General features: G+C 64.4%; 16 protein-coding genes. 9 read left to right on the forward strand and 7 right to left on the reverse strand.

What is annotated here, in order from left to right:
- Nucleotides 1–134 precede the first annotated feature (134 nt).
- The 3 genes from KF708_05440 (at nucleotide 135) to cyaB (ending at nucleotide 2,535) form a co-directional block, all read left to right on the forward strand.
- Nucleotides 135–1,172 carry a PEP-CTERM sorting domain-containing protein gene (locus tag KF708_05440; protein MBX3412143.1) on the forward strand — a complete coding sequence of 346 codons (1,038 nt, stop codon included), beginning with the start codon at nucleotides 135–137 and terminating at the stop codon, nucleotides 1,170–1,172.
- A gap of 95 nt (nucleotides 1,173–1,267) precedes the next feature.
- Nucleotides 1,268–1,951 (forward strand): dTMP kinase, encoded by a 684-nt coding sequence (locus tag KF708_05445; GenBank protein ID MBX3412144.1) that lies wholly within the window; start codon nucleotides 1,268–1,270, stop codon nucleotides 1,949–1,951.
- Nucleotides 1,952–1,980: 29 nt separating this feature from the next.
- On the forward strand, nucleotides 1,981–2,535 hold the full coding sequence (cyaB, locus tag KF708_05450) for a class IV adenylate cyclase (GenBank protein ID MBX3412145.1): 555 nt from the start codon (nucleotides 1,981–1,983) through the stop codon (nucleotides 2,533–2,535).
- 206 nt (nucleotides 2,536–2,741) lie between these two features.
- On the opposite strand, the gene KF708_05455 is transcribed toward cyaB, so the two are convergent.
- Nucleotides 2,742–3,320 carry a GNAT family N-acetyltransferase gene (locus KF708_05455; GenBank protein ID MBX3412146.1) on the reverse strand — a complete coding sequence of 193 codons (579 nt, stop codon included), beginning with the start codon at nucleotides 3,318–3,320 and terminating at the stop codon, nucleotides 2,742–2,744.
- A 218-nt stretch (nucleotides 3,321–3,538) separates the two neighbouring features.
- Here KF708_05455 and KF708_05460 point away from each other — a divergent pair, with 218 nt between their 5' ends.
- Together KF708_05460 and KF708_05465 are read left to right on the forward strand one after the other, a co-directional pair.
- Nucleotides 3,539–4,561 (forward strand): ABC transporter permease, encoded by a 1,023-nt coding sequence (locus KF708_05460; GenBank protein MBX3412147.1) that lies wholly within the window; start codon nucleotides 3,539–3,541, stop codon nucleotides 4,559–4,561.
- Between the two features lie 110 nt (nucleotides 4,562–4,671).
- Nucleotides 4,672–6,063 (forward strand): DUF4147 domain-containing protein, encoded by a 1,392-nt coding sequence (locus tag KF708_05465; GenBank protein MBX3412148.1) that lies wholly within the window; start codon nucleotides 4,672–4,674, stop codon nucleotides 6,061–6,063.
- A gap of 53 nt (nucleotides 6,064–6,116) precedes the next feature.
- Here KF708_05465 and KF708_05470 read toward each other — a convergent pair whose 3' ends face one another.
- Both KF708_05470 and tssI read right to left on the reverse strand, forming a co-directional pair.
- Nucleotides 6,117–7,100 carry a hypothetical protein gene (locus KF708_05470; GenBank protein MBX3412149.1) on the reverse strand — a complete coding sequence of 328 codons (984 nt, stop codon included), beginning with the start codon at nucleotides 7,098–7,100 and terminating at the stop codon, nucleotides 6,117–6,119.
- Nucleotides 7,101–7,184: 84 nt separating this feature from the next.
- The gene (tssI, locus tag KF708_05475) at nucleotides 7,185–9,437 is read right to left on the reverse strand and encodes a type VI secretion system tip protein VgrG (GenBank protein ID MBX3412150.1); all 2,253 of its coding nucleotides are present in this window, start codon (nucleotides 9,435–9,437) and stop codon (nucleotides 7,185–7,187) included.
- Nucleotides 9,438–10,042: 605 nt separating this feature from the next.
- On the opposite strand from tssI, the gene KF708_05480 reads away from it, so the two are divergent.
- Nucleotides 10,043–11,302 carry a sigma-54-dependent Fis family transcriptional regulator gene (locus tag KF708_05480; protein ID MBX3412151.1) on the forward strand — a complete coding sequence of 420 codons (1,260 nt, stop codon included), beginning with the start codon at nucleotides 10,043–10,045 and terminating at the stop codon, nucleotides 11,300–11,302.
- 36 nt (nucleotides 11,303–11,338) lie between these two features.
- Here KF708_05480 and KF708_05485 read toward each other — a convergent pair whose 3' ends face one another.
- The 4 genes from KF708_05485 to KF708_05500 all read right to left on the reverse strand — a co-directional run bounded on the left by KF708_05485 (nucleotide 11,339) and on the right by KF708_05500 (nucleotide 17,071).
- Entirely contained in the window at nucleotides 11,339–13,285 is a 1,947-nt protein-coding gene (locus KF708_05485) for a tetratricopeptide repeat protein (protein MBX3412152.1), read from the reverse strand.
- Nucleotides 13,282–15,204 carry a tetratricopeptide repeat protein gene (locus KF708_05490; GenBank protein ID MBX3412153.1) on the reverse strand — a complete coding sequence of 641 codons (1,923 nt, stop codon included), beginning with the start codon at nucleotides 15,202–15,204 and terminating at the stop codon, nucleotides 13,282–13,284. Before KF708_05490 ends, KF708_05485 begins: the two co-directional genes overlap by 4 nt.
- Before the next feature lie 84 nt (nucleotides 15,205–15,288).
- Nucleotides 15,289–15,669 carry a hypothetical protein gene (locus KF708_05495; protein ID MBX3412154.1) on the reverse strand — a complete coding sequence of 127 codons (381 nt, stop codon included), beginning with the start codon at nucleotides 15,667–15,669 and terminating at the stop codon, nucleotides 15,289–15,291.
- Nucleotides 15,670–15,673: 4 nt separating this feature from the next.
- Nucleotides 15,674–17,071, reverse strand: a complete 1,398-nt coding sequence (locus KF708_05500) for a glycosyltransferase family 39 protein (GenBank protein MBX3412155.1) — start codon at nucleotides 17,069–17,071, stop codon at nucleotides 15,674–15,676.
- 137 nt (nucleotides 17,072–17,208) lie between these two features.
- Here KF708_05500 and KF708_05505 point away from each other — a divergent pair, with 137 nt between their 5' ends.
- From KF708_05505 to KF708_05515, 3 genes are read left to right on the forward strand one after another with little or no spacing between them, the layout of a single operon-like run.
- On the forward strand, nucleotides 17,209–18,222 hold the full coding sequence (locus tag KF708_05505) for a substrate-binding domain-containing protein (protein MBX3412156.1): 1,014 nt from the start codon (nucleotides 17,209–17,211) through the stop codon (nucleotides 18,220–18,222).
- A 17-nt stretch (nucleotides 18,223–18,239) separates the two neighbouring features.
- On the forward strand, nucleotides 18,240–19,751 hold the full coding sequence (locus KF708_05510) for a sugar ABC transporter ATP-binding protein (protein MBX3412157.1): 1,512 nt from the start codon (nucleotides 18,240–18,242) through the stop codon (nucleotides 19,749–19,751).
- On the forward strand, nucleotides 19,745–20,773 hold the full coding sequence (locus KF708_05515; protein MBX3412158.1) for an ABC transporter permease: 1,029 nt from the start codon (nucleotides 19,745–19,747) through the stop codon (nucleotides 20,771–20,773). Before KF708_05510 ends, KF708_05515 begins: the two co-directional genes overlap by 7 nt.
- Nucleotides 20,774–20,811: the final 38 nt, after the last annotated feature.

Here is a 20,811-nt window from a genome sequence, read left to right on the forward strand (position 1 = left end):
GGATGAGCAGCTCTTTTCTCGATAGGTAGGGACAGGCCATGCGATTTGGAACCTTCTATTGGACGACGTGCCTAGTGGCATGTTTGGCCTGTTTCCCGGCCAGCCGAACGGTGCATGGGGAGCCGTTGTACCGCGTGACCGATCTTGGCGATCTGCCTGGCGGTGATAATCGCAGCTATGCGTCTGCCATCAGTAACAGCGGTTTTGTGGTGGGTTTCAGTTCGGTGGCAACGGGGAGTCACGCGTTTCTGTGGTCGAGTAGTGGCGGCATGCAGGATCTGGGTGAGTTGCCCGGCGGCGACGTTTTCAGTTCTGCCGCCGGAGTGAACGACGCCGGCGACGCTGTGGGTGGAAGTTACTCGGCCGTCGGGCAGCGCGCCGTGCTATGGTCGGCCGGAAGCATGCAGGATCTCGGCCAACTGCCGGGCTCTTCGGGTAGTAACGTGGCCTTGAGCATCAACAATCTGGGCCAGGTAGTCGGCTATAGCGGCCAACGTGCGTTTCTGTGGACGAGTGGGGCGGGCATGCAGTCGCTGGGCGATCTCACTGGCGGGCAAGGCTTTAGTGAAGCGGTCGCCATCAACGATGCCGGGCAGGTTGCGGGTTACGCAGCAAGTGAAGAAGGCTTTCATGCGTTCCTATGGACAAGTGCTGGTGGTATGCAAGATCTGGGGGACTTGCCCGGCGGTGAAAACTTCAGCCAGGCGTTGGATCTCAGTGCGCATGGTCACGTTGTGGGGTATAGCCATGGGGAGACGGGTTATCTGCCGTTTCTGTGGACTCCGGAGACGGGCATGCAGAGTCTAGGCGATCTATCAGACGGCATCGGCTATAGCGTCGCTTGGGGCGTCAATGCGCTAGGCCAAGTTGTTGGTATCAGTGATGGCACCTCCGGTAGCCGCCCTTTTCTCTGGACCAGCGCCGAGGGGATGTTGAATTTGAATGATCTGCTCGACGAATCGGGGGAGGGCTGGCAGATCTTTTTCGCCAACGACATCAATGACCATGGTCAAATCGCGGTGTATGGCCTGAGTCCGGATGGATCGCCCCGTGGTGCATTGTTGACGCCTGTGCCGGAGCCATCGACGTTCGTGCTGGCTGCCGTTGGTCTGTGCGGCGTGTGGTTCGTCGCACGACGTCGAGCGCGGCATGCTTACCCCGCTGCGCGGTGAAAGCATGGCACCCCCGAGCTTGTGCTCGAGTTGGACGCGACACGCACGCTTGACGTCGTTGCCGGGGGTGGGTGGTGCCCTTATCATCAGGGCCTATGAGCAAGCCGGATGAAGGGATACTGATTGCCGTCGAGGGGATCGATGGCGCTGGCAAAACGACGCAAGTCGAGCTGCTGCGCCAGGCGCTCGTGGCGGTGGGCGAGGTGGTCATCGCCTCGAAAGAGCCGACCAACGGGCCCTGGGGGCGGAAGATTCGCGAATCGGCGCAGCAGGGGCGCATGTCGGCGGACGAAGAGCTGCACGCCTTTATCGAGGATCGCAAGGAGCACGTGGCGCAGCTCGTGCAGCCGGCGCTCGAGCGGGGAGAGATTGTCATCCTCGACCGCTATTACTTTTCGACGATCGCCTATCAGGGTTCGCGGGGCATGGACGTGCCCGAGCTGCGGCAGCGGATGGAGTCGCTCTTTCCGCGGCCCGACGTCGTGTTGCTGTTCGACGCGCGGCCGGAGATTACGCTCGAGCGGATCGAGTCGCTGCGGGGCGAGGTACCGAACCATTTCGAGCGGCTCGATCTGCTAACGGCGATTCGCAGGGTGTTTCTCGATCTGGCGGCTCACGATGAGACGATCTTGCGCGTCGACGCCGAGCAAGTCGTGCCGGCCGTGTTTCGTAAAGTGATCGGCCTGCTTGTCGATTCCGTACTGCGGACGAAGCGCGCGGAACGTGGCTATCGCGCCGAGAGTTTTGCCGAGACGATGCGCGTGGCGGAAGCGCGCTGATGTTCGTTCCTGGGCGGTGAAGTGCGCCGATGCTCGAAGTTGAAATCAAGTTCCGCGTGCCCGATCCAAACGCCGTCGAGCGTGGGCTGGTGCAGCTTGGCGCGCGGTTCGGCGCGTCGCACGAGCAGGTGGATCGTTATTTCGCCCATCCGGCACGCGATTTTGCCCAGACCGACGAGGCGCTGCGGATGCGTTTGTCCGAAGGTTCGTGGTGCGTGACCTACAAGGGGCCGAAGCTCGACCGCCAGACGAAGACGCGGCGCGAGATCGAATTGCCGCTGGCTGGCGGAGAGGCGGGCGCGGCGCAATTCGCCGAATTGCTCGAGGCCCTCGGCTTTCGGCCGGTGCTCGAGGTGCGCAAGCTACGCCGCGAGGCGCGCGTAACGTGGCAGGAAGCCGAAATCACCGCGGCGCTCGATCGGGTGGACCGTGTGGGCGAGTTCGTCGAGCTGGAGATTTTGTCGAGCGAGAGGGATCTCGACGCGAATCGGGCGCGGGTGATGTCGCTGGCGGCGCATCTGGGACTGACCGAGACGGAGCGTCGCAGCTATCTCGAATTGCTGCTCGAGGCGGAAGAGGTTTAACGCAAAGACGCTAAGGCGCAAAGACGCAGGGATACACGCTAAGTGTACTAGCCGTGCGATGTCGTACTATGGTGTTTCGCCGAATCACTAGTCCCCTTACGCTTCGGGTTGGGATGAAGGACGAGCTGATTCTCGAGCAGAATTTCTACCCCCTTCTTTGCGCCTTCGCGCCTTTGCGTCTTGGTGTTGAAAAAGTTGAGGTTTTGTCACGCACGGGGTACGTGGCCTACGCGCCTTGTGGCGCACTGCTCATGTTGGCGTTCGCGCCAGGTGGTGGCGGCGAGGCGGTAGAAGACGTGTGGTAGTCGGGCGTGGATGATGTCGCGCTCGTACTCGAGACCCGACTTTTCCATCACGCGGCGTGAGCCCCAGTTGTTCCACAGCGTCCAGGCGGCGATCTCTTCGAGACCGAGCTCCTCGAAGCCGACGCGCAGCACCTCGCGCGACATCTCGGTCGTGTAGCCGTGTCGCCAGAACTCGTGGCGGATGGCGTAGAGGAGCTCGACGTGCGGTTCCTCCTGAACCACGGCCGAGCGGAGTCCGCAGCGACCCACGACGTGGCGCGTGCCGGCCTCGCGCAGGAGCCACGAGCCGTAGCCGTGCGTCTGCCAGTGCTCGACATGGCTGGCCAGGCGCCGGGCGACGGTTTCGCGCGTGATGACCGGCTCGCCCAGCAGGATGCGGACGCCGCGGTCGGACTCGACGAAGAGCAGGTCGTCGAGGTGTTGAGGGCCGAGTCGCTCGGCGATGAGCCGCGCGGTGCGGAGTTGGTCGATCGTGGGCATGATTAAATAATACGGCAGCGGTTTGCCAGATTACACTGCTGGGCATGCCAGCAGTGCCACACCGTGCGCGACTCGTGACGTCGCGGGACGTGACGTGGGTGGCGCGGCTGTGTATCCTCGGTCTACTTCCATTCTAGTGAATCGGGCCGGCGAACGTGATGGGAGCGTTCGCCCCTCCTCGAACAAGTTGTGATGAAGCCCTTCGCAGGCAGGCTTTGATGCGTCGTCAGCAGAGGATACCGTTCGAACTGCGCGATTTGGCGCCGGTGATCAGTCTGATGATCATCGTGGTCTTCTTTCTGGCCACGAGCGACTCGTTCTGGAAGCTCGCCACGCTGCGGCAGGTGCTGCAGCAGGGATCGGTGCTGGCGATCGTGGCGGCCGGTCTGACGTTTGTCCTGTTGTGTGCCGAGATCGATCTTTCGGTCGGCATGGTCGCGCTGTGGACCGCCTGCTTGTGCGGCTGGATGTTTCAACACTGGGGCTGGATCGCCGAACGTGTGTTTCAACAGGGGGCGCCGGCCGCTGACGTGGCGATGCCCGGGTGGGTGATCCCGCTGGCGATCGGCGTGCCCCTGGTGACGGCGGTGCTGTTGGGCTTGCTCTCGGGCCTGCTGACGGCGTGGTCGCGCATGCCGAGCTTCATCATCACGCTGGCCATGATGTACGTGGCGCAGGGTTCGGCCCGGTATCTCACGCGGAGCGAAACGCTCGACGTGCCCCCGGTGCTGAAGATGATCGGCAACCGGGGCATCGACGTGACCGAGCGCTTGAATGTTCCCTACAGTGCGATGCTGGCACTGGCGATCATGGTTGTCGGGCACCTTGTGCTGGTGCATACGCGGTTCGGGCGCTATGTCTACATGGTGGGGGGCAATCGCGAGGCGGCGCGGCTGGCTGGCGTGCGCACGGGGTTGATCGTCGTGGCGTGCCTGGCGATCTGTGCCTTGACGGCGGGCATCGGCGGATTGGTGAACGCGGGGCGCTTGAACAGCGTGAGCCTCGATCAGAATGCCGACCTGTTGTTGAACGCCGTGGCGTGCGTGGTGCTCGGCGGGACGAGTCTCTTCGGGGGCGAAGGAAGCATGCCGAAGACGGTGATCGGCGTGCTCACGTTCACCGTGCTGAACCTGGGTCTGGCGCAGATCAACTGGATCGATGATCTCGCGCGGCAGTTGCTGATGGGAGTGGTCCTGCTCGTGGCACTGGTCATCAATGGCGTGTTGGCGAAACGGGAATAGGACTTCGAGTTCCACGGCAAAGTGGCACAGGCTGCCAGCCTGTGCCTTGGAATCTTTTCCACACAAGGCCGGCGGCCTGTGTCCTTTTCTTGCTTTGCTCTCTGAATCGAATGCCGCGACCTAGCGAACAACTCCGCGAAGATGCGCTAGCGATCTGGCGTGCCGGGCTGGCGGCCGTGGCGGCCGATCGTTTGGTACACGCGGCGGTCGAACGCGCGGGGGACTTGCTGTTCGTGGCCGATGAAGCGCCAATCGATCTGGCGCGTGTGCGCCGCATCGCGGTGGTGGGGGCGGGCAAGGCGGGGGCCGGCATGGCGGCCGCGGTCGAAGAGGTGCTGGGCCACGAGTTGCTCGCTGAAAAGGGGGTGACCGGTTGGATCAACGTGCCGGCCGATTGTGTTCGCCCGCTCGAACGTATCCACCTGCACGCCGCGCGGCCCGCGGGGCGCAACGAACCGACCGCTGAGGGGTTGGCAGGCTCGGAAGAGATTTTGCGCCTCGTGGGTGAAATGACGGAAGAGGATCTTTGCTTCGCGCTCATCTCCGGTGGAGGATCGGCGCTGTTGCCGGCACCGGTGCCGGGGGTGTCGCTCGAAGACAAGTTAGCGGTGACGCGCTACTTGAGCGCCGCGGGGGCGAACATCGTCGAGCTGAACACCGTGCGCAAGCAGTTGAGCCGCATCAAAGGGGGCGGGCTGGCACGAGCGTGCCGCGCGGGGCGGCTCGTCACGCTCGTGATCTCCGACGTGCTGGGCGATCCGCTCGATCTGATCGGTTCGGGTCCGACCGTGGCCGATCGTGCGACACCGGACGAGGCGCTGACGATTCTCGAGCGCTTTGGCGCGCGTCGCGAGGCGCAGCTCGCCACGGTGGTGCAGTATTTGGAAGGCGCGGCCAAGGCAGGCAATCGTGCGAAATGTGATGCGCTGTCTGCGCGAACGACGTGCAGCATCCACGTCATCGGCAACAACGCCACGGCGGTCGATGCAGCGGGGATCGAGGCCGTCGAGCGAGGATATTCGCCGGCGCTCGATGCGGCTCGGGCGCCTGAGGGTCAGGCCGAAGAAGTGGGCAGGCATCTGGCCGACATGGCTCGCGTGATGCGCGCGCAAGTGGGGCCCGATTGCCTGGTGAGTGGGGGCGAGCCCGTGGTGACGCTGGCGCCCGAGGGGGAGCGAGGTCGCGGTGGCCGCAATCAGCAGTTGGCACTGGCGGCGCTCGAACGCCTCGGTCGCGGTGGATTGGAAGGTGTCTCGCTCGTGTCGGGCGGGACCGATGGCGAAGATGGTCCCACCGATGCCGCGGGCGCGATGATCGACGGCGAGATCGCCCAGCGCGCAGTCGCGATGGCGCTCGACGTGGAAGATTTCTTGCGCCGCAATGATGCCTATACGTTTTTCAAACGGGCCGGCGGTCTGATCAAGACGGGGCCCACGCACACGAACGTGGGGGATCTGCGCGTGGTGGTGGTGGATCGCGTGGAGCTGGACGCTCGGCCGTAGTTGCTGCACAGGCCGGCAGCCGGTGCCACTTTTCATTTTTAGAACCCCGCGTGCTACTTCTGCTCGAGCACGTCTTCGGCGGCGGGGGGGCTGGGGAGCGCGCCGGCGGCCATCTCGTTCTGCCGCTCTTTGTCCTGATTCTTGTTGAACTGCAGTCGTTCGTTGCCGACGGCTTTGAGCGTGGCGAGCGAGGCGGCGAAGTTTTGCCAGGAGTCCATGCCGTGGCGCGTATTGACCCAGGAGCGCGAGCTGCGCTGATACGGCTTGGCGAGGCCCACCTTTTGGAGATGGTTCATCTCTTTCTGCGTGGGGAGGCCGAAGCTGGTGAAGATGCCGAACTTCTTGTCTCCTTCCCAGTCGTAGTTGTCGACGGCCCACGATTTCCATTTCGTGACCGAGAAATCGAAGTTCACCGGTCCGTCGTCGAGTCCCTGGGGGATGCTCGTCTGTTTGACGCGGATGTGAATCTCGGACCGGATCATCGTACCGAAATAGGTGAGATTGTCGTCGGTGACGCCGCCGCTGGCGCTGCCCGACTGCCAGATGAGCACCACCTCGACTTCGGCCGGGTGGAGCTTTCCGCCGGCGGTCGGAAAGCCATTGGCTTGAATCCACTTGCCCGCGGCCTCTTGCAGCGCGACGAGGCGCATCTTCTCGACGGCCTGCGCCATGTGCTTGACTTCGGACTCCGCGCGGACGCGTTTGACCTTCGATTCGGGGATCTCGACGAAGGTGTCGGTCTTGTCGAGATAGTGATCGATGGCGGCGACGGCGTTCGGAAACTGTCCGGTCCAACTGGCGACGTTGCGCCACTTCTTGATGCGCCGCAGGATGTCGTCGGCCACGAGCGCCGCGGAGGCGGTATCGGTCGACACGCCGAACGTGCCGATCGGAGCGCCGACGGGAGTGGTGGGGGCCGGCTTGGGATCGAAGACCGGCTTGTGCGTGCGATCCTTTTTGGGCGTCTGATCCTGGCGCTGGCCGGGACGCCGTTTTTCTTGCCGCTCTCGCAGATGATGATCCGGGACGTAGCTCATGGTGGATTCGCGATCGACGGGAATCTTTGCAGGTCTTCCATCATTTTCGACCGCGCCTGTCGAGGTTGCGGGGAGGCGGTTTGCTCAGAACGGCGTCGACTTTTGACCGGAGGTGGCGTTGTCGGCCTCGGTGGGCTTCGTGGGATCGGCTTCTTTGGCCTGTTGGGGATCTTTGGGATCGGGCGCGGCGGGGATGCTGGGGACACCGGGGCCTTGGCCGGGGGAGCCACCACTGTTGATCTTGACCAGCATGCCTTGCACGGTGACGCCGCTGGGATCGATGCTGATGAAGCCGCCGGGACCCTTGAGGGTCAGTCGCATGCCCGCCTCGATGACGACCTCCTGGCCGGCCAAGACGTGGAGCACCTTGCCCGCTTCGATAATGTGGTTGCCGCCCGACTGTTCGACGCGGTCCTTGCCCGAGACGACGTAGGTGCTTTGCCCCACGGTGTGGACGTGGTCCTTGCTGATGGTTTCGTTGTGGGCGCCGCCGACGGTTTCGTTGAGATCCTGGCCGATCGTCAGGTCGCGCGCGTCGGCGATGCGAATCGTCTGAGCGCCGCCGATCGAGACGTCGTGATTCGAGCCGACCTGCTCGGTGTGGTTCTTGCCGACGATGTAGTCGTGGTTTTCGCCGATGGCCTCTTCGACGTTCTTGCCGATGGCCTCGATGAAGTTGCCGCCGACCTTGCGATCGTGGTTGCCGCCGATCTCTTCGAAGAGATTGGAGCCGATCGTGGTGTGGACTTCGTTCAGCACGATCTCGCGCTTGTCGTGCAGGATGCGCTGATCCATGTCGTACTGGGCGTGAACGAAGAACTGTTCCTTGCCGGCGGTGTCGTCGAGCCGGATCTCGTTGAAGCCGTTGCCCCCGGGTGTGGAGTTGGTCTTGATGAGCGTTTTGTTTTTTTCTTGCGGCAGGTTGTAGGAGACCATTTGCTCGGGGTTGTAGACCACGCCCGTGATGAGGGGGCGGTCGGGATCCCCCTCGAGAAAGCTGACGATCACCTCCTGGCCGATGCGAGGAATGGCCATGGTGCCCCAGCCCTTGCCGGCCGAGGGCTGCGCGACGCGCATCCAGCAGGAGGTCTTGTCGTCGCGTTTGCCGTAGCGATCCCAGAAGAACTGCACCTTGACGCGGCCGTATTGATCGCACCAGATCTCTTCGCCGTCGGGCCCGACGACGACGGCGCTCTGGATGCCGTGGATCATCGGCTTCGGCGTGCCGCGCGTGGGCCGGAACGTATTGGCCGACGGAATGCAGGTGAAGTGGTTGATGTAGTCGATGCGGTGCAGGCCGCCGTCTCCCATGCCGTACCTGGTGGGCTCGCTGGCCGAATGCGAGATCGACGTGATGACGTACGACTTGCCGACTTCGCTTTCGCAGTCGTGCTTGTTGATCGTGAATTTCTTGCCGACGCCGAGCGTGCGATAGGTGCTCGAGGCGACGGCGCCGTCGTGGCGCGTCTCTTCCGACCCGATGCGGGCCTTCGTGTCGGGGTCTCCTTCGGGTTTCTGCTCGTACTCGCCGGGGTAGTAGAAGACCTCGTACTTCTTGTTGCCGTCGAGCTGCACGACGCTGGGTTGTTCGGTCTGTAGCAGCTTCGAGGGGGTGCGCTCGGCCCGGGCGGGGTTCTCGAAGTAATAGTCGGTCTGGGCCCATTTGCCCGAGGTGAACTCGAACTGGTGGTTCCAGGCCGTGATGCGATCTTCGCGCAGGCGCGACGCATGCGTGTATTCGTAGACGAGATCGCTCTGGTCGGCGTTCTTGTAGGCGCTCTTCGAATCGGCCAGCACCATAACGTGCTTGTCGCCATCGTGGCGAAAGAAGTAGAAGATGCCCTCCTGTTCCATGAGTCGGGAGACGAAGTTGAAGTCCGACTCGTTGTACTGGACGCAGTACTCCCACTTCGGATGCTGCTCGCGAATTTCGCCGATCTCGTAGTCCTTGAAGCCGTGCTTCTGGAAGATCTCTTCGATGATCTCGGGCACGGTCTTTTCCTGGTAGGCCTTGAAGTCGGTGTTCAAGGTGAGAAACCACAACCAGGGGACGGCCTCGGCGCGGTACATGCGCATGGCGGACTCGCGCTCGCCCGCGCCGAAGCGGCTGATGTAACCGCTGAACTTGCGCTTCGATTGGTCCTCGAGCATGACGGACCAGGAGACTTTTTTGCCGACGATCTCCTTGGCGTCGATCCAGTCTCGGGTCGAGTACATCTCGAGCTGGTAGGTGTAGAGGGTCGACATGTTCTCGGTGCCGGAGAACGAGTCGAGCAGGAGCACGTCCTTGCCCAGCGGCGTGGTGACCTCCAACAGACGTGACTCTTGCGTAATCATGGAAAGCTGCCGTGTTTGCGACCAACGTTGCCGTGGAGTTACCGAGTGCCTTGCAGGTAGGAGTCTGGCCCGACCGGACTTGCTCGCCAGGCTGGCACGCGTCGATCCGACCAACTAGGGTTATCGTGAGACGCCCCGCGTGCGTTAACCAGTTCCTGCCGGGAATCGTCAAAGTCGTCCGGGCAGGGGTGGTGCGATGCCCTCGCGTAGCGGCGATCTTACTGGTGCCGGGTACCCGCGGCAAAACAGTTGACGACCGCATCGCGCGGCGCCGCCGCGAACCGTTCGTCGCTCTCCCTCGAAGGACGATTGGGGACGCTCTGGCCGAAGGCCGAACTTGGCATGGAGAGCAAGCGGGTAGCCATGAAATGGCGGCAAAGCGCAAAGATATCTTTACGATTTTTCGCTTGACTCAACGGCTGTAAAGATTATTAAACACTGCATGCGGTTCGTCTGAGAGGTCTGTGTAATCTTTGCCGGTCAGCGAGGACCGAGAGGTGACACGCGAACGGCCTCCGCGGATCGATTCTTGAACGTCGCGTCGGGACCGGCATGGCGGCCTTGTCTGCGATCGACTACTCGCATCGCCTGTGGAGGAGTCGAGGATGATGCCGTCTTCGGTTTGTGCCGGTGTGTCGCCAGAGAGAGGGCTGGCGCGCGGTCCCAGCCTGTTCGAGCAGGGTTGGGGGTACGTGCTCCGGCTGCTGCGTCAGCTATTCTCGCTGCCACTTCCTGCCCCCTGCGAACTGCAGCCGACGTTTGGCTTTGCCCGGCATATTGGTGGGCGGGCGTGGGAAGCGAAGGCAAGAGGAGTGCCGAATGGGGCAGACAGCGCCGCGCCCCGTGTGGTCGAGATGCCGGTGGGTTGCTCGCGCTGGGCGGCCGAGATGCGCGAGCGGACCACCCTGCTGGCGCCTTATCATTCGAGCGTGCTCATCACCGGACCCAGCGGCACGGGCAAGGAGCTGCTCGCGCGGCGCGTGCATGAGTTGAGCGCTTGCGCCGAGCGGGTCTTCGTACCGGTCGACTGTGCCGCGATCGGTGGCGAGCTGTTCGCCAGTCAGCTTTTTGGCCATGTGAAGGGGGCCTTCACGGGGGCCGACCATCCGGCGCTGGGGGCATTTCGGGCGGCGGACGGAGGGACGTTATTTCTCGACGAGATCGGCGAGCTCGACGCCACGCTGCAGGCCAAGTTGTTGCGCGTGCTGCAGGAACGCGTGGTCGTACCGGTCGGCAGCCACGAGGGGGTGCCGGTGAACGTGCGCCTCGTGGCGGCGACGAACCGCGATCTGGTCGATGAAGTGCGACGCGGTCGCTTTCGGCTCGACCTGTACTATCGGCTGGCAGTGCTCAAGCTCGAGACGGCACCGTTGGCCGCCCGGCCCGAGGATATCGAGCCCATCGCCGAGCAGTTTCTCGCGCGGCTGTCGGTCGAGCATGGCGTGCCCGGCAAGCGGCTCTCGCGCGACGCGCTGGCCAGACTCGAGTCGTACGCCTGGCCGGGAAACGTGCGCGAGCTGTTGAACGCGTTGGAACGGGCGTTCGTCTTCACGCCGGGCAGCACGATCGGGGCCTCGTCGATCGAGCTGCCGCAAGATCCAGCGCTCGACGCCGTAGCGACGTTCGCGCCGGCGCTTGCCGAGGTGCGCGGTGAGCATGCAGATGCGGTTCGCGAGAGGAGAGTCGCTTGGCCCGCGCTCGCCGAGATCGAGTGCCAGCACATTCGTCGTACCCTGGAGCGGACGCGGCACAATCGCAGTGCGGCCGCGCGGTTGTTGGGGGTCGACCGCCGGCGATTGATGCGTCTTCTGTCCAAGTACGGGCTGACCCATTTGCGTCCGTTGTGCCCCTCGGGCGAAGCGTGAGCAGGCAGACGTGACAAATGTATGCGGCGAGCGCGGTTAATGCCCGACCCGGGCGGGCCGGCCTTCGCGGAAGAGCCGCAAGCGTTGGCTGATGAGCGCGGCGAGCTTGGTATTGCCTTCGAGGTTCGCGCGTTCGAGGGCCAGGGTCGCCGTGCGGCGGGCCTCGTCGAAGCGGCCCACCTCGGCATAGGCCGTCGCCAACGCGTGGAGATGAGATGCGGGGGGCGAAGGGGAGAGTGCGCAAAGCTGCTCGCCGATCGAGACGGCGGCCGGACCATTGCGCAGGGCTGAATCGGCGATCGTGGCCAGCGTGAGCGTCAGCAATTCTACCGAGCGGAGATCGCCGGGGAACTGCTGGACGTTGTGCTTCATTTGCTCGATAGCCGAGGCGCTTTGGCCCGACTCGAGCAACGCCACAGCGAGAAAGAAGTTCGGATCCGAGCGGAGCGGATCGAGTTCGACGGAACGGCGCAACACCGGCACCGCTTCGGCGTGGCGGTTCAGCATGATGTACTGCAGCCCAAGATTGCTGGCCGACAGGGCGTGCTCGGGATTGAGTTGCAGCGATTCGAGGAACAATTGGGCCGCGCGGTGGTGATCGCCCCGGTTGGCGTAGACGCGCGCCAGTTCGTGATGGCCCAGCCAGCTATCGGGGCTTTGCTCGAGCACGCCCAGCCAGAGTTGTTCGCTGTCGGGGGCGCCGTAGACGGCAGCGTAGGGAATGCTCAAAGCGATCAAGTAGACGAGCACCAGCGCGGCGGCAACTTTGCCATGCGTGGGCGCTATTTGGAAGTGGCGCAACAAAGCCGCCGAGCCACCGATGACGAGGGCGACGATGCCCGGCAGCGCGATGTACTGCCAGTGGTCGGAGACCAGCGAAAAGCGCATGAAGTAGATGTTCACCAGGCCGAGCGAGGGGGCTAGATTGATCACGACGTAAGCCCCCGCGGCCAGCACGGCGGCGCCCCAGGTGGCGCGCCAGTACCATGCGGCGCCGGCGATGACCAGGAGCGCGGCATCGGGCACGAAGGTCCAGATCGATTGCACGCCGAGCGGAAAGCGGGGATAGACGAGCGCCAGGCGAATCGGCAGCAGATCTTTGCCGATGTAGAACCAGATCACGCGCCCGGCGAGCACCACGCGCGACAGCAGCCCATCGTCGCGAATCAGGGAGGCGTCGGAGCCGATCGAGACGTTGACCTGAAACCAGCGGGCAATCATCCCGCAGGCGGCGGCGATCAGCAGGAACGGTATCGTGCTCGCCACGTCGACCCAGGTGATCTTCCGGTGTTGCCACCAGCGCACCACCAGCAGGATCAGGGGCCACATCACGACCGACGATTTGGAGAGCATCGCGAGCAGAAACAGAAACGCGGCTGCCGCGTACCAACGATTCAGCAACAGGCGAAACTTGCCCGGACCGGTTTGCGCGTCGGGGATCTCGACGGCGCGGAGGTAGCAAGCCAGCGAGGCGAGCGCGAAGAAGACGGCAAAGATCGTCTTCGACTGCGTACACCAGGCGACGCTTTCGACCGTGGTCGGGTGAACGGCGAAGACGGCGCCGCAAAGCCACGGGGCCGGGACCTTGAGCCGCTTGAGCAGGTACCAGAGCAGGACGGCGCTGCCGACGTGGCCGGCCAGGTTCACGATCCGGTAGCCGGTGGCCCAAGGCCCCCACACGCGATACTGCAGCCACAAGATCGTGTAGTCGACGGGCCAATAATCGGGCTGATCGGTGGCCGTCCAGATGCCGACGATGCCCTCCGGCGTGTTGACGTGCCGGTTCTGCGCGATGAGCTCGTGATCTTCCCAGATCAATCCGCCGGGAAACGCGGCCGCATGCGCGATGATCGCCAGCACCAGGATGGCCAGCGCCCCCAACCTGCCGTGCCAGTGCGGTGGCACAAACGACCAGGTTTCGGCGGTCGCCGGAGCGACGCCGAGGCGTTTGTCGCGCGTGCGTGCGGAATTCTTCGCGCTCATGGCGACACGTAGGGTCGTTGGATTCGATAGAGTTGCAGACGCGATTGGATAGCAGTTGCCAATTCGGCCTGCTGGTGCGATCGAGCCAGTGCCAGCGCCTCGGCGGCAGTGCGCTCGGCGTCGTCGAAGCGCCCGGCGGCTGCGTAGGCGGCCGCGAGAACGTCGAGTTCGGCGGCGTTGCGATGCTGTTCGCGGGCCACGAATTTTTCGGCCAGCGCAAGGGCGGTGGTGGGATCGCGCCGTGGTGGGTCGGGGTGCGTGGCGAGCGCCCAGGCGAGCGCGGCGGCCAGGGCGTGGGCCTCGGGCAGACGGGCATTTCCCCGACGCCAGGCGTCGAGCGCCTCTTGCGGCCTTCCCACGCGGAAATACTGCCGTCCGAGTTCCAGGTAGGCGAGCTCGGCATCGGGATCGATCTCGACGGCGTGCTCGAAGTGGAGCAAGGCTTCGGCCTGTCGACCGCGACGCGCGGCATCGCCGCCGGCGGCCAGTTCGGCCCTCAGGTAGACGGGCCGTTGCGCCGGGTCGAGACGCAAGGCCTCGCGCAGGTGTTGCATGGCCTGGGGGTAATCGCCGCGGTCGCTGTAATAGCGGGCAAGATTGTTGTGGGCGAGCCAGCAGTCGGGGTTCTTCTCGAGCGTGTCGAGCCAGAGAGGAATGTTGTCGGGCGCGCCATAGACGCGGGCCTGATCGAAGCTGGCGACCGCGAGCAGACCGACGACCAGGGTAGCGGCCAGGCGACTTGCCACGTGCAGGCCCGGCCGCTGTGTGGCGAACTGCGTGGCGCCGCCGATCACCAGCGCGATGATGCCCGGCAGCGCCAGGTATTGCCAGTGATCGGCCACGTACGAGAAACGCATGAAGTAGATCGAGATGAAGCCGAGGACGGGAAAGAGATTCAAAAGATAGTAGCCAAGCGCAACGCCGGGGGCTGCCCCGAAGCCGCGCCGCTGCCGCCAGCAGAGGGCCAGCAGGATCAAGATCGCCACACCGGGCAGGTAGGCCAGCAGCGAAGGCGCCGCCAATTCCCAACGCGGATAGACGAACGCCAAGTTGATGGGAAGCAGCGCTTTGTACAGATAGAACCAGGCGGCCCAGCCGGCGATGGCCGTGCGAGCCCAGAGGGGATCGTTGCGCACGATCTCGGCATGCGCGCCGATCGACTTGTGCGTTTGAAACCACATGCCGATCAGGCCAAGCACGAGCGAAACGGCGAAGAAAGGGGCCGCGCGCAGGAGGTCTTGCCGGGTCAGGGATCGCCGCTGCCACCAGGCCAACAGCAAGAGTACGAAGGGCCACATGACGACCGCCGACTTGGCGAGCATCGCCAGCGTGAAGAGGACCAGCGCGGCCACGTAGCTCGTGGCGCGGCGATCGACTTCGTTTTTCAGATAGCAGGCCAACGAGGCGAAGACGAGCGCCGTCGAGAGGACCGTTTTGCGTTGGAAGGTCCAGGCGACGGCCTCGAGGGCGATGGGGTGGACGGCAAACACGGCGCCGCAGAGCCAAGCGCCTGGGATGCGCAAGCGCGCCGAGAGTCGCCACACGAGCACCGAGCACGCGATGTGCAGCAGCAGGTTCACCAGGCGATAGCCGGGCGCCCAATCGCCCCACAGCCGGTACTCGAACCAGTGGGTCGAGTAGCTCAGTGGCCAGTAGTCCGATTGCTCGGTGGTGAACCAGAAGCGATAGAGTCCATCGGCGGCGTGGATGCGCTCGTTGTCGAAGATCATGATCTGGTCGTCCCAGATCCCGGCGCCGCCCAGCGAAGGCCACTGTGCCACGAGTGCCAGCAGGGCGATCGCGAGCACGCCCCACACGATTCGTTGGCCGTCGTTGGCCGTCGTTGGAACCGGTTTCAGCGCCGCCACGCTCGAGGCGGGCGAGGAGGCCGTTCGCTGGGAACCAGACTTGCGGTGCATGGGGCGGTTGAGCTACGGGACGAGGTGGCGTCGTGCGATTGCCGGAAGACGAGGAGAGACGCGACGTTGCTACAAGCGTAGCACCTAAGGGCCATCGGCCGGATGCCAGGGAGCAGGACGTCTCGCGCGCCACCACACGAAAAACGCAGCGCCCGAGAAGCCAACGAGCAGCACCAGCGCGATCGGCGCCAGCGACGAGCTGGCGCGGGCATCGCCCATGCGCGTGGGTGCTTCGGTGGAGGGGGTGTTCCCATCATCGCGCGCGGCGGCACGGCGTTGTTCCTCGATGCGGAGACGATTTTCGTAGCGTTGTTCGAGACGCCCCTGGCGGCGGGCGTACTTCGGTGCGACTACCAGGAGGGCGAAGATGCCCATGGCCGCGAAGAGCCCGAACCACAGCCAGGGAGATTCGAGCCAGCCGGCAGGTAGATTGGACGAAGGCTGTTCGGCCGGCGGTTGAGACATGGAATTACTCGCGTCGCGCGCGGCGACGTTCGACGATGGCTTTCACGTGGCAAAGCCCTGCCGCGGCAAAGGTCGAGATCAACGGCATGATGGGCACGCGCATGCGGTGCGAGCCGAACGGTCCTCCACTGACGAGCAGCAGATAGAGGGCGGCGGCCAGCAAGAGGAGAGCTTCCCAGCGTCCGTGGTTGCGATTCGCCACCAGGCCCCACACCGCAAATCCAATATAACCGAGCAGGATCGCCTGGAGCATGGCGTAAATCAGCACGAAGGCCGGCCGGCGCACGAGGGCACGCCCGACGCGCCCCAAGTGGCCGAGCGGGGCCTTGGCCGCCGCATCGTCGTCGTGCGGGAGCAGAGGGCCGGCCAGCCCCTGCACGATCGTCATGCCGTTGTCGGTCATGGTGGCCGCGACGCCTTGGAGGTAGACCCTGAACGTCGAGCCAGGCGCCGCGCGGAACGCGGGCCAGGCGGCCTCTTCTTGAGCGGCGAAACGTTGGGCTGGTGTCCAGGGGGCCTGCTCGGGATGGGCCTCGCGGAACTCGACGTCGTCGAGGAAGCGGGCCCGCGACATGGCCGCGATGAGCGAATCGCCCGGCTCTCGCTGCCGCACAATCGAGCTGTAGTAGGTCAGGGCGTTCACGGGCCAGGACGAGAAACCGGCGTATCCCGTTTGCTGGTGATTGCGCACTTGCCACGGCACGATCAGCGCGACGACGAGCAGCAGATAGGCAAACGCTGGAAGGCTGCGTCGCGAGAAAAGCTCGCGTTCGAGGAAGAGCCGCGCGAGAAGCAGCAGCGCGACGAAGAGAGCGAAATAATATCCGACCGGCCTGGTATAGGTGGCCGCGGCGAAGCACACGCCCGCCGCGAGTAGTGTTCGCGCGCGTCCGCCTTGCAGGTAACACACGACTAGGTAAAGGCCGGCCAGGAAGAGAAAGGTGAAGAGCGTCTCCGTCAGCAGCTTCGAGGCGTAGAGAATGGCCGATGGTTCGCAGGCGGCGAACCAGGCGGCTGCCGAGGCAATGTCGCGCCGCTGGTACAGTGCCCAGGCGAGCCGATACGCCAGCAGCACGGTGCCGATGCTCAAGGCGATCTGCAGGGCGATCGTCACGATCTCGACTCGATCGAGCGCTACGGCCGTCAGCAGCAGCACGGGGTAGCCGGGCGTGCGAAAGACCTCGGGTTCTCCGGCGCGCTCGAAGCGACCCGACTCGAGCAGGCTTTGAGAGATGAGCAGGTAGGCCTTCGTGTCGGGCTCGTGGAAGAATGTGGGAGCAGTTCCGCAGACCCAGGCGATGAGCGGCACGGCCAGGCGCAGTGCGATCGCGACCGCGAGTGCGATGCGCGGCACTGGTGGAAGATTGTTCGTCGGTGGTTGATGGTGGTGTGAGTCAGTCACTACCCGCTCTCCGCCGCAGCTTGTTGCGGCTACGGTCCGTTAGTATGCTCAAAGGCTCGCCGTTCGCCGAGGGTGGTGGCTCGCGCGGCGGTACCTGTCGAGTGGATTCCGTTCGCCTTGCAAGTTGGGGGAAGCACATGCCCGCGCGACGCTCGCTGGCCGCGCTCTTGGCGCTCTCGTTCGTGGTGTCGATGGTTTCCTGGGTGGGTTGTGGCGGCGCTGCGAGCAACGCTCCGGCCGGTGGCACCGCGAAGAAGCTCCGCATCGCGGTCATTCCCAAGGGGACCAGCCACGACTTTTGGTACTCGGTGCGTGCCGGCGTCGAAAAGGCCGACGCCGAGCTCGACGACGTCGAGGTGACCTGGAAGGGCCCCGTCAGCGAGGGGGACACGAGCGACCAGATCAAGATCATCGAGAGTTTTGTGGCCGACGGGTACGACGGCATCTGCCTGGCGCCGCTCGACGCGCGGGCGCTGCGGCAACCGGTCGATGCGGCGATCGCCGAGAACGTGCCGGTGCTGATCTTCGATTCGGCGCTCGAGGGGGACTCGGGCATCGTCAGCTATGTGGCGACGAACAATTACCGCGGAGGTCAGGTGGCGGCGAAGCGACTGGCCGAATTGCTGGGTGGGCAGGGCAAAGTGATTCTCATGCGCTATGCGATCAACTCGCAGAGTACCGAGGAGCGCGAGCAGGGCTTTCTCGATGAGATCAAGAATTCGCCCGGCATCGAGATCCTCTCGGCCGACAAGTACGCGGGCCCCGACGAGCGTGGCGCGATCGAGTTATCGGAAAACCTGCTGGCGAATTTCGGCGACCAGGTGAACGGCATCTTCTGTCCGAATCAATCGACCGCCTCGGGGATGCTCACCGCGCTGCGGCGCGATGCACGCGGCCTGGCCGGCAAGGTGAAGTTTGTTGGCTTCGACGCGGGGGACAATATCGTCGACGGGTTGCACAAAAAGGAGATGCAGGGGGCCGTGCTACAGGACCCGGTGCAAATGGGATACGAGTCGGTGCAGACGATGGTGAAGCATCTCCGTGGCGAAGAGGTACCGAAGCGGATCGAGACCCGCGAGGTGCTGGCCACGGACGAGAACGTGGATGACGCGGAAATTCAGTCGCTGGTGCATCCCGAGTCGGTGGACTGAAAGACCTGATGCCGCGCATGAACAGACCGCTGTTGACGATGTCGGACGTGTCGAAGCGGTTCGGGGCGACGCAGGCGCTTGCGGGCGTTTCGCTCGAGGTGGAAGCGGGCCAGGTCCGCGCGCTGATCGGCGAGAATGGCGCGGGCAAATCCACGCTGATGAAAATCCTGGCCGGCGCGATTCGCGCCGACGCCGGGCGCATGACGGTGGCGGGAGAAGATTACGCGCCGACGGGTCCGGCCGATGCACGCCGTCGCGGCGTGGCGATGATCTTTCAGGAGTTGAATCTCGCGCCGCATCTTTCGGTCGAGGCGAATATCCTGCTCGGCCAGGAACGCAGCCGTTGTGGCCTGTTGAGGGGGCGCGAGAGTCGACAGATCGCGCGACGGGCGCTGGCGCGATTGGCGCAGGCCGAGCTGCCGCTCGACGTTCCCGTGGGAACGCTTTCGATCGGCGCGCAACAACTGGTCGAGATTGCGCGGGCGCTGGCCTCGGACGCGCGGGTACTCGTCTTCGACGAACCGACCAGCTCGCTGACCGAAGAAGACACGGCCTGCCTGTTCCAGGTGATTCGCGAGCTGCGCGCCGCGGGTCTGGGCATCATCTACATCAGTCACTTCCTGGAAGAGGTGGCCGAGATCAGCGACACGTACACCGTGTTGCGCGACGGGCGCACCGTGGCGAGTGGGCGGATCGAAGAGACAACGCTCGACGCCATCGTCAGGCAGATGGTGGGGCGCGATCTCGACGAGCTGTTTCCGCACGTGCCGCACGAAGCGGGTGAAGTGGTGCTGCGGGTCAAAAATTTCTCGGGGGTGAAGTCGCCGCGCGGCGTGGGGCTCGAATTGCATCGCGGCGAGATCTTCGGGCTGGCCGGCTTGATCGGCGCGGGACGCAGCGAGCTGGTGCGGGCGATCTTCGGTCTGGAACGCGTCGCCTCGGGTGAAGTGGCGATCGTCGACGGCGCGCGCGTGGCGCCGGTGGGGCGCTCGCCGCGGCGAAGCATCGAGCGTGGACTGGGGCTGGTGAGCGAAGACCGCAAGGAGGAGGGGCTCGCCGTCGAACTTTCGATCGCCGACAACCTGACCTACACGCGACTCTCGAAGTATGGTCGGGGCGGGGTGCTCAATCTACGCCGGCGCGACGCGGCGGTGCGCGAGTATATCGAGCGGGTGCGCTGCAAGACGACAGGACCAGGTCAGGCCATCGCCGAGCTTTCTGGCGGCAATCAGCAGAAGATCGCCATTGCGCGGCTGCTGCACCAGGAGGCCGAGGTGTTTTTGCTCGACGAGCCGACGCGCGGTATCGACGTGGGGACGAAGGCCGAGATCTATCGTCTGATTGGAGAACTGGCGCGTGTGGGCAAGACGATCGTGCTGGTGAGCAGTTACCTGCCCGAGTTGCTCGGCGTGTGCGATCGCATCGGCGTGATGTGCCGCGGCGAGCTGCGCGAGGTGCGCCCCACGCGCGAGTGGAACGAGGAGTCGATCATGCACTGTGCCACGGGCCGGGAGCAGGTGGCATGCTGAGCCGTGGAGAGCTTGCCGCGAACACTGCCCGAGTGGCGACGCGCGCCACGTGGCGCACGATCTGGTCAGCGGTGGCGCCGTTCGTGGGACTGCTGGTCGTGATCGCCATCTTTGGCATCTACCAGGAGCTTTACAAACCGGACAATCCGTTTCTGGCAGAGCGGTGGTTCAAGCTGATTGCCAAGCAGAGCACGATCGTCGGCATGGGCGCGCTGGGGATGACGGTGATCATCATCAGCGGGGGCATCGATCTTTCTGCCGGATCGATTCTCGCGCTCTGTTCCGTGTCGCTGGCCATCCTCTTGAAGAATGGCCACGGCGCGATGGAATCGCTGGCGCTCGCGCTGGGGCTGGGACTGTTGTGCGGCGCGGCGAACGGGTTGCTCGTGACCGGGTTGCGGCTGGTCCCCTTCATCGTGACGCTGGGCACGATGCTCGTGTTTCGCGGACTGGCCGAATGGGTCTCGGATCAGAAGAAGATTCAAGCCCCCGACGCGCCCGACTGGATGTCGACGCTGTTGAACACGCCGCCACCGGGGAGTTGGCAGTTGGTGCCCACTGGGGCGTGGATCGTCGTGGCGCTGGGCCTCGTGCTGGCCTTTGTGTTGCGCTATACCGTCTTTGGGCGGTACGTGTTCGCGCTCGGTTCGAACGAGGCGACCGCGCGGTTGTGCGGCATCAACGTGCCGGCGGTGAAGGTCGCCGTGTATGCGCTGGGGGGCCTGTTCATGGGGGCGGCCGGCGTGTTCGACTTCAACGATCTCTACAAGCAGGGGAGCCCGACGAGCGGACTGGGGCTCGAGTTGCAGATGATCGCTGCCGTGGTGATCGGCGGTGGCAGTCTCAATGGCGGACGCGGGAGCGTGCTGGGATCGATCGTTGGGGCGCTCACGATGACGACGCTCCGCAATGGCTGCGTCTATGCCGGCGTGAGCGATCCACTGCAGAAGGTGGTGGTCGGCGGCATTATCATCGCCGCCGTGGCGATCGATCAGGTGCTGCACCGCGGACAGCGCGGGTGAGTGAAAAGGAAGAGCCGGGAGTGCCAGTGATTTCAACT

Source organism: Pirellulales bacterium (genome assembly GCA_019636335.1).
Classification (GTDB): domain Bacteria; phylum Planctomycetota; class Planctomycetia; order Pirellulales; family JAEUIK01; genus JAHBXR01.

Bases quoted from the DNA above. Each gene is read 5' to 3' on its own strand.
- KF708_05460 (MBX3412147.1), top strand. From the start codon at position 3,539: ATGCGTCGTCAGCAGAGGATACCGTTCGAACTGCGCGATTTGGCGCCG.
- KF708_05470 (MBX3412149.1), bottom strand. From the start codon at position 7,100: ATGAGCTACGTCCCGGATCATCATCTGCGAGAGCGGCAAGAAAAACGG.
- KF708_05490 (MBX3412153.1), bottom strand. From the start codon at position 15,204: ATGCACCGCAAGTCTGGTTCCCAGCGAACGGCCTCCTCGCCCGCCTCG.
- KF708_05480 (MBX3412151.1), top strand. From the start codon at position 10,043: ATGATGCCGTCTTCGGTTTGTGCCGGTGTGTCGCCAGAGAGAGGGCTG.
- KF708_05510 (MBX3412157.1), top strand. From the start codon at position 18,240: ATGAACAGACCGCTGTTGACGATGTCGGACGTGTCGAAGCGGTTCGGG.
- cyaB (MBX3412145.1), top strand. From the start codon at position 1,981: ATGCTCGAAGTTGAAATCAAGTTCCGCGTGCCCGATCCAAACGCCGTC.
- KF708_05495 (MBX3412154.1), bottom strand. From the start codon at position 15,669: ATGTCTCAACCGCCGGCCGAACAGCCTTCGTCCAATCTACCTGCCGGC.
- KF708_05455 (MBX3412146.1), bottom strand. From the start codon at position 3,320: ATGCCCACGATCGACCAACTCCGCACCGCGCGGCTCATCGCCGAGCGA.
- KF708_05445 (MBX3412144.1), top strand. From the start codon at position 1,268: ATGAGCAAGCCGGATGAAGGGATACTGATTGCCGTCGAGGGGATCGAT.
- KF708_05505 (MBX3412156.1), top strand. From the start codon at position 17,209: ATGCCCGCGCGACGCTCGCTGGCCGCGCTCTTGGCGCTCTCGTTCGTG.
- KF708_05485 (MBX3412152.1), bottom strand. From the start codon at position 13,285: ATGAGCGCGAAGAATTCCGCACGCACGCGCGACAAACGCCTCGGCGTC.
- KF708_05465 (MBX3412148.1), top strand. From the start codon at position 4,672: ATGCCGCGACCTAGCGAACAACTCCGCGAAGATGCGCTAGCGATCTGG.
- tssI (MBX3412150.1), bottom strand. From the start codon at position 9,437: ATGATTACGCAAGAGTCACGTCTGTTGGAGGTCACCACGCCGCTGGGC.
- KF708_05515 (MBX3412158.1), top strand. From the start codon at position 19,745: ATGCTGAGCCGTGGAGAGCTTGCCGCGAACACTGCCCGAGTGGCGACG.